At 36.6% G+C, this 12,517-nt stretch carries 14 protein-coding genes and 1 tRNA gene; 9 read left to right on the forward strand and 6 right to left on the reverse strand.

Annotation, left to right across the window (positions count from 1 at the left end):
* Positions 1-136 precede the first annotated feature (136 nt).
* The 9 genes from O1Q81_RS08420 to O1Q81_RS08460 all read left to right on the forward strand — a co-directional run bounded on the left by O1Q81_RS08420 (position 137) and on the right by O1Q81_RS08460 (position 7,610).
* Positions 137-1,027, forward strand: coding sequence for an NAD(+) kinase (locus O1Q81_RS08420; RefSeq protein WP_386690264.1), 891 nt, complete (start codon positions 137-139; stop codon positions 1,025-1,027).
* Positions 1,028-1,102: 75 nt separating this feature from the next.
* Positions 1,103-2,779 (forward strand): DNA repair protein RecN, encoded by a 1,677-nt coding sequence (gene recN / locus O1Q81_RS08425; RefSeq protein WP_386697055.1) that lies wholly within the window; start codon positions 1,103-1,105, stop codon positions 2,777-2,779.
* 212 nt (positions 2,780-2,991) lie between these two features.
* Positions 2,992-3,753: a hypothetical protein gene (locus O1Q81_RS08430; RefSeq protein WP_386697057.1), complete on the forward strand. Its 762-nt coding sequence runs from the start codon at positions 2,992-2,994 to the stop codon at positions 3,751-3,753.
* Position 3,754: 1 nt separating this feature from the next.
* Positions 3,755-4,291, forward strand: coding sequence for a septation protein A (locus O1Q81_RS08435; RefSeq protein WP_386686907.1), 537 nt, complete (start codon positions 3,755-3,757; stop codon positions 4,289-4,291).
* A gap of 3 nt (positions 4,292-4,294) precedes the next feature.
* The gene (gene yciA, locus O1Q81_RS08440) at positions 4,295-4,756 is read left to right on the forward strand and encodes an acyl-CoA thioester hydrolase YciA (RefSeq protein WP_386694419.1); all 462 of its coding nucleotides are present in this window, start codon (positions 4,295-4,297) and stop codon (positions 4,754-4,756) included.
* A gap of 22 nt (positions 4,757-4,778) precedes the next feature.
* A complete protein-coding gene (locus O1Q81_RS08445; RefSeq protein ID WP_386697059.1) occupies positions 4,779-5,063 on the forward strand; it encodes a YciI family protein in 285 nt (94 codons plus the stop codon).
* Between the two features lie 61 nt (positions 5,064-5,124).
* A complete protein-coding gene (locus tag O1Q81_RS08450; protein ID WP_386697061.1) occupies positions 5,125-7,059 on the forward strand; it encodes a DNA topoisomerase III in 1,935 nt (644 codons plus the stop codon).
* 101 nt (positions 7,060-7,160) lie between these two features.
* Positions 7,161-7,505 (forward strand): preprotein translocase subunit SecG, encoded by a 345-nt coding sequence (gene secG, locus O1Q81_RS08455; protein ID WP_386694425.1) that lies wholly within the window; start codon positions 7,161-7,163, stop codon positions 7,503-7,505.
* Positions 7,506-7,525: 20 nt separating this feature from the next.
* Positions 7,526-7,610 (forward strand) — tRNA-Leu (locus O1Q81_RS08460).
* A 178-nt stretch (positions 7,611-7,788) separates the two neighbouring features.
* Here the strand turns inward: O1Q81_RS08460 and cysK are convergent.
* The 6 genes from cysK to rnhB all read right to left on the reverse strand — a co-directional run bounded on the left by cysK (position 7,789) and on the right by rnhB (position 12,516).
* A complete protein-coding gene (gene cysK, locus O1Q81_RS08465) occupies positions 7,789-8,736 on the reverse strand; it encodes a cysteine synthase A (RefSeq protein ID WP_386697063.1) in 948 nt (315 codons plus the stop codon).
* Positions 8,737-8,847: 111 nt separating this feature from the next.
* Complete coding sequence (locus tag O1Q81_RS08470) at positions 8,848-9,894, reverse strand: AI-2E family transporter (RefSeq protein ID WP_386697066.1); 1,047 nt, start codon at positions 9,892-9,894, stop codon at positions 8,848-8,850.
* Positions 9,895-9,910: 16 nt separating this feature from the next.
* Positions 9,911-10,939: an ORF6N domain-containing protein gene (locus O1Q81_RS08475; RefSeq protein ID WP_386697068.1), complete on the reverse strand. Its 1,029-nt coding sequence runs from the start codon at positions 10,937-10,939 to the stop codon at positions 9,911-9,913.
* A 22-nt stretch (positions 10,940-10,961) separates the two neighbouring features.
* On the reverse strand, positions 10,962-11,300 hold the full coding sequence (gene glnB, locus O1Q81_RS08480; RefSeq protein ID WP_386686945.1) for a nitrogen regulatory protein P-II: 339 nt from the start codon (positions 11,298-11,300) through the stop codon (positions 10,962-10,964).
* Positions 11,301-11,309: 9 nt separating this feature from the next.
* Positions 11,310-11,900 (reverse strand): molybdopterin adenylyltransferase, encoded by a 591-nt coding sequence (gene mog, locus O1Q81_RS08485; RefSeq protein WP_386686947.1) that lies wholly within the window; start codon positions 11,898-11,900, stop codon positions 11,310-11,312.
* 13 nt (positions 11,901-11,913) lie between these two features.
* On the reverse strand, positions 11,914-12,516 hold the full coding sequence (rnhB, locus tag O1Q81_RS08490; RefSeq protein ID WP_386697070.1) for a ribonuclease HII: 603 nt from the start codon (positions 12,514-12,516) through the stop codon (positions 11,914-11,916).
* Position 12,517: the final 1 nt, after the last annotated feature.

Below are 12,517 nucleotides of genomic sequence, written 5' to 3' on the forward strand. Positions count from 1 at the left end.
AATGATTAAGCATTGTAGCAAAGGAATCATTAAATGTTAATCTTTACACTTTGCTCCAATGCCATTTTCAATGTAATATAAAGGCGTTTTTTTCAAATTCAAGTTGTGACTAATCATGGAACTCATCAACAATAATATAAATCCGCTACATAAATCTTTTAAAACCATTGCTCTAGTCGGTCGTCCACGAAATGATATGACCTTGCAAATGCACAAAAATATTTTTTTATGGCTACAAGAAAAAGGCTATACCATATTAGTGGAAAATGAAATCGGTCATGCCTTAGAACTTCCTCCAGAGCAAATTGCCTCACTTGAACAAATCGGCAAACAAGCCCAACTCGCCATTGTGATCGGAGGGGATGGTAATATGCTAGGGCGAGCTAGAATTTTATCCAAATATGATATTCTTTTAATCGGGATTAACCGTGGTAATTTAGGCTTTTTAACCGATATTGACCCGAAAAATGCTTATGCCCAATTACAGGCTTGCTTAGACGGTGAATTTTTTGTCGAAGAACGTTTCTTACTAGATGTTAATATTGAACATAATGGTGCAGTTCTCACTACTGGTAATGCGATTAACGAAGCCGTGATCCACCCTGCCCAAATTGCCCACATGATTGACTTTCATGTCTATATTGATGATAAATTTGCCTTTTCACAACGTTCAGATGGCTTGATTATTGCGACACCAACTGGTTCAACTGCCTATTCTCTTTCTGCGGGAGGTCCGATTTTAACACCAAATTTAAATGCGATTACTTTGGTTCCTATGTATCCTCATACTCTATCATCACGCCCTTTAGTTATTGATGGTGACAGTAAAATCTCACTCCGTTTCGCAGATTACACTGCCCCACAATTAGAAGTAAGCTGTGACAGCCAATTAGCTTTAAGTTTGACCAGTGATGATATTGTTACAGTACAAAGAAGCCCTTATAATTTGCGTTTACTTCATTTACATAATTATAATTATTACAATGTATTAAGCTCAAAACTAGGCTGGCTTAAAAAACTCTTCTAAAAACTGTAAAAAAATCCTTTACTGTATATTTGTTATGTTTTATACTATATTCCATACAGTAAAGGAGATTTTTTTATGCTTACTCAACTCACCATTAATAATTTTGCTATTGTTCGTCATTTAGATATTGAATTAGCTCAAGGGATGTCTGTTATCACTGGGGAAACTGGTGCGGGTAAGTCTATTGCCATAGATGCTTTAGGTATTTGTTTAGGACAACGTACTGAGCTTTCCATGTTACGAGAAGGACAAGAGCGAGCTGATGTTTGTGCAACTTTTCAAATTGCCCCTCAAAGTCCAGCTTCAAACTGGTTAAAACAGCAAGAATTAGAAGATCAAGATAATCCTGAAAACTGTATTTTACGCCGAATTATTAATCAAGAAGGACGTTCCAAAGCCTTTATTAACAGTACACCTGTTTCTGTTGCCCAATTAAAAGAACTGGGAGAACATTTAATTCATATTAATGGTCAACACGCCTCACAATTATTATTAAAACCCGAATTTCAGTTACACACCTTAGATACATTTTGTTCACACGCTCATTTGCTCACTCAAATGAAAACTGATTATCAACAATGGAAATCTCTACAACAGCAAGTGGCAGAGTTTAAACAAAAATGTGCAGAAAACGAAGCCAGAAAGCAATTATTACAATATCAAGTAGATGAATTAGATGAATTTAATCTACAAGAAGATGAATTTGAACAATTAGAAGACGATCATAAACGACTTTCTAGCAGTGAAGAATTAACCTCACTTTCGCAATCTTTACAAGGTATTTTAAGCGAAAACGATACTGTCAGTGCCGATAGCCTACTCTACCGAGCCACACAATACGTAGATGAATTAGCCGATCTCGATCCACGTTATGCCGATATTCAAACTATGTTACAAGATGCGTTAATTCAGGTACAAGAAGCTAGTAGTGAAGTGCAACGCCTATCTTCTGATATTGAACAAGATCCTTATTTATTAGAAGAAATTGAACAACGCATGAGTCAGGCTATTCATTTGGCGAAAAAGCATTATATTTCGCCAGAAAATTTAGTCAATTTTCACCGCAGTTTAAAGGCAGAACTTGAGCAATTAATCAATTATTCGGAAAGTGAAGATGAATTAATTAAACAAGAAAAACTAGCATTTAACCAAATGCAGGCTACCGCAATGGCACTACATCAAAGTCGTGAAACTGGGGCAGCCAAATTAGCCGATCAGGTGACTAAATCCATTAAACAATTAGCTATGGAAAATGCTCAATTTTTTATTAAATTATCCACAGACTACAGTAAAGTAGGTATAAATGGTGCCGATAGTATTCAATTTAATTTACAAAGTAATTTAGGGCAATCCGCTCAATCTTTGGCAAAAACTGCATCAGGTGGAGAATTATCTCGCATTGCTTTAGCTATTCAGGTACTCACATCTGATAAAAGTGCGATTCCGACTTTGATTTTTGATGAAATTGATGTAGGAATTAGCGGTGCAACTGCCAGCGTAGTTGGGAAATTACTACGCCGTTTAGGCACAAAATGTCAGGTATTATGCGTAACTCACTTACCACAAGTTGCCAGTTATGGTAATCATCATTTTGTGGTAGAAAAATTCACGGTGGGCGAAAAAACAGAAACAAAAATGACCGCACTTTCTGCTCAACAGCGAGTAAAAGCCTTAGCAAAATTACTCGGTGGTAGCAAAATTACCGATACGGCATTAGCAAATGCTCAGGAAATGTTGGATTTAGCAAGTTAAGGATAGCTTAAATCCCCCCGTGCTTACGTACGAGGTTAAAACATAAATATCGCTACCCTGTAGCTTTCAACATAACTCAAGATGTAAAGTATCGTTACCATGCTTAACCTCAAACTATTTTAATAAAAATCAATTCCGAACTTTTTTATACATTTATTCATAAAATCGGTATAATCACGCATAGAATTTGTGATGTACTAAAAGGAAAGATAATGCCTATTAATTTTACTCAACTGTTTAAAGACAGTTGGCATTTTTTACAAAATGAACGAAAATTTGCTTTCTCATTTGTCACTATTTTTGTCCTTGCTTCTGCTGGATTTGGACTGCTACAGCAAGTCCTCTTTCCTGTCGTGGAAAATATAGAAGCACTTAGCGAAGAACAGCAAATGAATATATTACTGCAACAAAGCGGTGATTTAAGCTATTTATGGTTTACCTTAGCCAAAGGTTTAGCTACGCTATTTATTGTGTACTGGGGAACCATGACAGTACATCAGATTAGTCAACGTCAATATCAAGGCTTAACAAAAACCGCTGGCATTACCTTTAAGCGCTTACTCGGCATCATTTTACTCACTGTACTTTGTTTTCTCCCTTTTTTTATCGGTGCTATAGGTACTATTGCTGGTGTGTTAAGCCAATCATCAATATCATTCATCAGTCTTTTTTTAATGATTTCAGGTATTTTCATTTTGATTCGCCTTTGTTTATCGCCAGTTCGTTATTTACTGACCAATGAATCTATAAAAAGTGCGGTGCAAAATACCTTAATTTCTGCCAAAGGACGTACAGCAGTACTCTTTTTCTATTGCACCATTAGCTATTTATTTTTCTCATTACTTGGTTTGCAACTGGCAATGCTAGCACAAAATATGCTATTAACTATCGTTGCATTAGTGATTATGTCATTCATCAACGTTTTTTCTATAGTGTTTACCTATCGCTTTTATACCGTATATCAACAGGAATAATATGAAACAGATTTTAGAACTTATCCCCTTAATTTTATTCTTTGTCGTCTATAAACTAGCAGGGGTGCGAGAAGCCTCAGTTACCCTCGTCATTGCCACTATTTTGCAGATGATTATTTTAAAATGGAAATATGGCAAAATAGAAAAACAACAAATTGTCATGGGATGTGCAGTGGTTATTTTTGGTTTACTCACTGCTTATTTTAATGAAATCAAATATCTACAATGGAAAGTCACGATTGTTTATGGGTTATTTGCATTCATCTTATTGGTTGGACAATTTGTGTTTAAAACCCCTCTCATTCAAAAATTATTAGGTAAAGAAATCGAATTACCCAACACAGTCTGGCATAATCTCAATCTAGCTTGGGCAATATTTTTTATCCTTTGCATGTTAGTCAATATTTATATTAGCCAATGTTTTTCAGAAGAAATTTGGGTCGAATTTAAAGCTTTTGGCATTTTAGCTATGACATTTGTTGCCACTATCGGCACTGGCATTTATATTTATCGTTATCTACCGAAAGACAAGGAGTGATTTATGAGCTGTACTATTATAACCGAAAAAACTGAACAAATTGAAAATCGCCAATCCAAAGGCACATTATTATTACGCACCCTTGCCATGCCGTCTGACACCAATGCAAACGGAGATATTTTTGGTGGCTGGATTATGTCACAAATGGATATGGGAGGTGCAATTTTAGCCAAAGAAATTGCCAAAGGTCGTGTAGTGACGGTTTGTGTTGATAAAATGAGCTTTTTACGCCCAATATCAGTGGGTGATGTCGTTTGTTGCTATGGTCAATTAGTCAAAGTAGGTCGAACTTCTATGCAGGTGAAAGTCGAAGTTTGGATTAAAAAAGTTTATCAAGGTTTACGTGATCGTTATTGTGTCACCGAAGCCCTATTTACTTATGTTGCTATTGATAAAGAGGGAAAACCTAGAGCCATACCAAAAGAAGATAACCCCGAATTAGAGCAAGCACTTGCTTTAATTTAATAACAATAAACAGGAGTTTTATATGGAATACTATGTTATTTTTGCCCAAGACAAACCTAACACACTAGAAAAACGTTTAGCCGCTCGACCTGATCATTTGGCTCGTCTTGAACAATTAAAAGCTGAAGATCGACTACTAACTGCCGGACCACACCCAAATTTAGAAGCTAAAGGCATGACTGGTTCAACGGTTATTGCAAAATTTAAATCTTTTGAGCAAGCAAAACAATGGGCAAATGAAGATCCTTATGTACAAGCAGATGTGTATGCCGAAGTGATCGTTAAACCATTTAAAAGAGTCTTTTAATTAAACCTGATAAATAGGGTTTTCTCTCAGAAAATCCTATTTTCTATTTTTATACAACCTTATGCGATTATTTGTAGCGGAAAAACCCAGCCTTGCCCGAGCTATTGCGGATATTTTACCTAAGCCACATCAACGTGGTGAGGGTTTTATTCGTTGTGGTGAGAATGACTACGTTACATGGTGTGTAGGACATTTATTAGAGCAAGCTGAACCTGATAGTTACAATCCTGACTATAAACAATGGCGTTTAGAACATTTACCGATTGTCCCTGAAAAATGGCAATTAGTACCTCGTAAAGAGGTTGCGAAGCAATTAAAAATTGTCGAAAAACTGATTCATCAAGCAGATATTTTAATTAACGCAGGCGACCCAGATCGAGAAGGGCAATTATTGGTTGATGAAGTTTTCAATTATGCTCATTTACCTATAGAAAAGGTAGAACAAATTCAACGTTGTTTAATTAGTGATTTAAACCCAAGTGCGGTAGAAAAAGCAGTAAAAAAATTGCAACCTAATCGTGATTTTATACCACTTGCCACTTCAGCTTTAGCAAGAGCAAGAGCCGATTGGTTATACGGGATCAATATGACCCGAGCTTATACCATTCGTGGACGGCAAGCAGGTTATAATGGCGTACTTTCCGTAGGACGAGTACAAACACCAGTATTAGGATTAATCGTTCGCCGTGATTTAGAAATTGAACATTTCCAACCCAAGGATTTTTTTGAAGTACTGGCTCATATTGCTCACGATGAAAAAACTGAGCCTAATTTCACCGCACTTTGGCAACCAAGCAAGGCTTGTGAAGATTATCAAGATGATGATGGTCGTGTACTGTCCAAAGGATTAGCCGAAAATGTGGTGAAACGTATTTATCAGCAACCAGCGGAAGTCACTGCTTATGAAGATAAACGTGAAAAAGAAACTGCACCTCTACCCTATTCCCTTTCAGCTTTGCAAATTGATGGAGCCAAATGCTTTGGCATATCCGCTCAGGAAGTGCTAGATACCTGTCAAGATTTATATGAGAAGCACAAAATTATTACCTATCCACGCTCCGATTGTCGTTATTTACCCAACGAGCATTTTGCCGATCGAACCAAAGTCATACAAGCCATTGCGACCCATTGTTCAGATTACCAGAATTTACCCAGTACGGTAAATTTAGAGCAAAAAAATCGTTGTTGGAATGATAAAAAAGTAGAAGCTCACCACGCTATTATTCCAACGGCAAAAAATCGTCCTGTTAGCTTAAATCTAAGAGAACAACAGATTTATCAACTTATTGCTCGTCAATATTTAATGCAATTTTGCCCTGATGCAGAATATCGTAAAAGTAAAATTACCTTAATTATTGCTGGCGGTACCTTTATTGCTCAAGCACGTAATTTACAAATTGCAGGCTGGAAAGAATTAATTGGCAAAGAAGATGAAGAAGAACAAGTCGCTCCACCATTGCCAGTAGTGAAAAAAGGACAAATTCTTTTTTGTCATCAGGGTGAAATTGTCAGTAAAAAAACGCAACCTCCAAAACCCTTTACTGATGCGACGTTGCTTTCAGCCATGACAGGAATTGCACGTTTTGTGCAAGATAAAGAATTAAAAAAAATCCTCAGAGAAACCGATGGACTAGGCACAGAAGCAACTCGAGCAGGTATTATCGAATTATTGTTTAAACGTGGCTTCTTAGTAAAAAAAGGCAAAAATATTCATAGTACAGAAACGGGACGAATTTTAATTCAAGCACTACCCGATATTGCCACACAACCTGATATGACAGCTCAATGGGAATCACAATTAACTGGTATAAGCAAAAAAGAAACAAATTATCAACACTTTATGTGGCAGCTAACCCAAATGTTACCCGATTTGGTACATTACGTTAATTTCTCGGCATTACGCAAATTAACCACCGTTTCACTAGCCCAACCCAAATTTAATAAAGGAAAAACCAAAGGTAATGATAAAAGCAAAAGTGCGGTGATTTCCGACTAGATTTTCATCAAGCAAACAAAAATTCCTTGATTAAACACTGAATATTCGGTAATATCCAAACGTTTTTCAGATTATAACCTTACAGCAGAGAAGATTTCACAATGTATAACGCATTATTATTTATTTACCTTATCGTGTCCGTAGTAATGATCGGCTTTATCCTTATTCAACAAGGAAAAGGTGCAGATGCTGGAGCATCATTTGGTGGCGGAGCATCAGGTACAGTATTCGGTTCTGCTGGGTCAAGCAACTTTTTATCTCGTACAACGGCTGTTTTAGCCATTATTTTCTTTGCTTCAAGCATTGTGCTTGGTAACTTAAATTCTCACCATGGCAAAGTACAAGAAGGTAAATTTGATGATTTATCACAAGCAGCTCAACAGTTAGAACAACAAAAACCTGTTGCTCCAGTAGAAAATAAAAACGCAGATATTCCTCAAAACTAAAAATTAACCTCATTTAATATGCGATCGTGGTGGAATTGGTAGACACGCTATCTTGAGGGGGTAGTGCTTCACGGCGTGAGGGTTCAAGTCCCTCCGATCGCACCAAGTTGATAAAAAAGACTGTTTGAAACAGTCTTTTTTATTGCCAATAATATTCTGACATAAGATTTGTACTGTGTTAAAAAAGTAGAATATTACTTAAATAATACATAAAAAAAGACCAACTCTACGAGTTGGTCAACACTATCTACTTTTATATTATTTTTATTTAGGGGATTTGGAACTATGCTTCTACACCTTCAAATAAAGCAGTGCTTAAATAACGCTCAGAAGCAGATGGTAAAATAACTACAATTAGCTTATCTACAAATTCAGGTAATTTTGCAATACGCTCTGCTGCTGCCACTGCAGCACCTGAAGAAATACCCGCTAAAATACCTTCTTCTGCCATTAAACGGCGAGCGGTAGCAATCGCGGTTTCACTATCCACACACTCTACGCGATCAACTAAATCAAGATCTAAGTTTTTCGGGATAAAACCTGCACCAATGCCTTGAATCTTATGTGGACCTGGTTTTACCTCTTCGCCATTTAAGGTTTGAGTAATGACTGGACTTTCGGCTGGTTCAACAGCGACAGAAGTAATAGCCTTACCTTGATCTAATTTAATATAGCGACTAATCCCTGTAATCGTACCACCAGTACCTACACCTGCCACAATCACATCAACTTTTCCCTCAGTAGCGCTCCAAATTTCAGGACCTGTAGTTTGTTGGTGAATCGCTGGATTAGCTGGATTTTCAAATTGCTTTAACATGATATAACGATTTGGATCGCTTGCTACGATTTCTTCAGCTTTGGCGATCGCACCTTTCATACCTTTTGCACCCTCGGTTAAAACTAAATTAACGCCAAGACCACGTAATAAACGTTTACGTTCTGTACTCATGGTTTCTGGCATAGTTAAGGTGATTTTATAACCACGTGCTGCTGCCACATAGGCTAAGGCAATGCCAGTATTACCACTGGTTGCATCAACAATTTCTTTATCTTTAGTTAACACACCATCTTTTTCCGCTTGCCACACCATATTCGCACCAATACGGCATTTTACGCTAAAACTTGGGTTACGCCCCTCTACTTTTACCACGATATTACCATTACCAAAATGGTTTAAACGGACTAATGGCGTGTTGCCAATAGAATAAGAATTATCCGCAAAAATAGTCATTATTTTCTCCTTAAAAGAATTGTTTTTGTTGTTGATGCTATTTGTAACATAATATTTAATAATGAAAAAATACCTATTTGTTCTATTTTATAACTAAATAGCATTAAATAATTAAGCTAGGTCCGATTTATTCGGTAAACGATCACTTAATAAAATTGCATAACGTTCTGTTGTTGGACTTGATTCCAATGCAATTTTCAATGCCATGGTTAATGGCACTGAAAGCAACATACCCACGGTTCCCAATAACCAACCCCAAAATAAAAGAGAAAGAAATACCACCAAGGTTGAAAGTCCTAATTTTTTCCCCATTATTTTAGGTTCAAGCACATTACCAATTGAAACATTAATAACAATCACACTAATAGTCACCACAAACCCTGTAGTAAATCCGTTCAATAAGAATGCTTGTAAAATAATCGGCACTGCTGCAATAATAGAACCGATATTTGGAATATAATTAAACAAAAAACTCAAGGTTGCCCATAAAATAGCATATTGCACTCCAGTAATCGTAAGCAATACCCATATTGCCACTCCTGTCAGCACGCTCATCATACTTTTCACGCCAAGATAGCCAATAATACTTTCTAATACACGTTCTAAATGATCTTCTTCGCCGTCCTGATTGTTAAATACAATGGCAAATTTATGTTTCGCAGTAGGTGCTTCTAACAACATAAAAATTACCACTAAAATTAAAACAAACACATTTGATACCACATTAGAGAAATTCATTAATAAACTGCTTGCGAAATTCATCACCATACTGGGATCGAAATGTTTTACAATGGCATCTGGTTGCACAGAAAAAGGGATTTTCCATTTGTGTGCTAACACTTGCAAATCATTAATTCGCTCCATCATTAATGCTCGATATTGTGGAATTGATTTGGTAAATTCTTGTGCTGAACCATTAATCAACCCTAACAAAAAGAAAAATACTAGCAAGATTAACAATAAAAGTAACGTAATAGCTAACCAGTGCGGGACTTTTCTATTTGTCATAAACTTAATTATCGGTGAACAAATTATCGCTATAAATAGAGAGAGCAAGAAAGGAACGACAATTACCGAAGATACTTTTATCCCAGCCAGAATAATCACCAACGCTGCACTAACAAAAATAAATTGATTTAATGGATTGTTTTTTATCATAAAATTCACCGCAGTTTTATTTTAAAATAAGATCTGGATTCGCAAATAGTTTACCGATCATGCCAGTATAAACCTGTCTATCCATCACTTCTGAAATACTAGTAATTCTTTCACCAGCATCTTTAGAAGAGGCTCCACAATGATAAACTTTGGCACTATCTGTATTCCAATCAATCATAATATATCTATCGTGAACTATGTTGCCTGTTTTCTTAAATTGAATACTGATATTTGGATATTCTCGGCAAAAATCTTGATATTCAACATTATGTAGCCCTTTCCCTACATTATCACTAAAAATTGTCACTTCTACACCCTTGCGAATATTCTTTAACAAAATCAAAGTTTTCACACCAATATAATTATCTACAATATAAATACGTTCATTGGCTGACGCATAAATATCTGAATAAGCAATATTGGCTTCAATGGGCTGACCATTTAGGAGTAAATACTCTAATTTCACCTGTGGTTGACTAAAATCAAAAATAAAAGGGGATAAATCTGATTTCTTCACCACATCCGTTAAACTATCGACAACCTGAGCTACCTTATTTTCCACTGTTCTCAATGATAATTTTAACTCTCTAATTTCTTTCGTATTTTCTGTGGTTTGCATAGAAAGTTGTAAAAATTCACGCTGTCCAATTAAGCCTTGATTTTCAACAATGTAATCTTTCATTTGTTTAAAAGTACGAATCAATGCCTTACTTTGCTGTACTGCCAAATCACCTTTGAGTACGGTCATCAACATATAGATGCCCTGTTCAGTGAAAGCATAAGGCAAATACCTCATTCCACCCCAACTTGAGGTCGCATTTTGCGACCTCAAACAGATTTTCCATTCATCATCAGCTAATTGAAACATGAAATCTTCTGCATCAAACTTTTCAAGATTTCGCTTGACCTGCTCATTAAATCTTTTAGTTTCATAGCCATACAATTCCGCAAGTTCAAAATCAAGCATCACTTTTTGCCCACGAATGTGATAAATTTTTTCATTAATCAACTCTTGATTGATTAGAATGATATTTTTGCTCTCCATTTGCTTCCCTATTATTTAGCGACTAAATCGCTTCTTCATTTTCTTCACCCGTTCGAATCCGAATTACCCGAGCTACGTCATACACAAAGATTTTACCATCACCAATTTTGCCAGTTTGTGCTGTATCTACAATGGCATCAATACATTGATCAACCACGTCATCAGGTATCACAATTTCTAATTTAACTTTAGGTAAAAAATCCACCGCATACTCTGCACCACGGTATAATTCCGTATGCCCTTTTTGGCGACCAAAACCTCGTACTTCGGTAACGGTCATTCCCGTAATACCAATATCAGATAAGGATTCACGTACATCGTCTAATTTAAAGGGTTTAATAATTGCCTCAATTTTTTTCATATTTAACTCCTATTTTCTAGCAGATTTCGGGCGAAAACTTTCAATTATTTTTGGGTTAGTATCAATATAAATACCATCGATCAGTTGTAAACAATAAGGTACTGCGGCAAAAATACCTTTTACTAATACGTTGCCACTTTCATCTTTCACCCCCTCTAAGGTTTCTTTAATTGCTTTCGGCTGCCCAGGTAAATTTAAAATTAAACTATTTTTACGAATGACCCCCACTTGGCGAGAAAGAATTGCTGTCGGCACGAAATGCAAACTTACTTGACGCATTTGCTCACCAAAGCCTGGCATTTCACGATCGGCAATGGCTAATGTGGCATCGGGTGTCACATCTCGTTTAGCTGGTCCAGTTCCGCCTGTGGTTAACACTAAATGACATTGTTGCTGATCCACCAATTCAATTAAGGTCTGTTCAATTTTGTCCTGTTCATCAGGAATTAAACGAGTTTCCACTAAAAAAGGATCCGCTAATGCGGTTTCTAACCAAGCGGTTAACTCGGGAATGCCCTGATCTTGATAGACACCTTGTGAAGCACGATCTGACACTGAAACTAAACCAATTTTTAAGATTTTCTGATTAACTGCGGTCATTTTTTTCCTTAAATTAAGGTATATTATTCATGAGAATTTTACGTACAGGAGCAAAACTACGACGGTGTTGCGGTAACACGCCAAATTCTGCCAATTTTTCTAAATGCACTTTGGTTGGATAGCCTTTATGTTTGGCAAATTCATATTGTGGAAATTGTTGATCTAATTCTAACATTTCTTGATCACGGGCTACTTTGGCTAAAATAGACGCTGCACTGATTTCAGCAACTTTACTATCGCCTTTTACCACCGCTTGAGCAGGCATAGGCAAATCTGGAATTCGATTACCATCCACCAACACAAAGTGCGGTTGAATTTTCAGTGATTTTACCGCTCGTTGCATAGCAAGCATTGTAGCATGCAAAATATTCATTTCGTCAATTTCTTCAGGTTCTGCACGACCTAGCGACCAAGCTAATGCTTTTTGTTTAATTTCTTCAGCTAATAATACACGTTTTTTCTCACTCAGTTTTTTACTATCAGCCAAGCCCTTAATAGGATGATGAGGATCTAAAATCACCGCAGCAGTAACAACAGCCCCCACCAGAGGTCCACGCCCCACTTCATCTACACCAGCAATGAATGCAAATCCTTGCGGATATTCAAAATCTGACATG

It is taken from the genome of Lonepinella sp. MS14436 (genome assembly GCF_042470565.1).
In the GTDB taxonomy this organism is placed as follows: Bacteria; Pseudomonadota; Gammaproteobacteria; order Enterobacterales; family Pasteurellaceae; genus Lonepinella.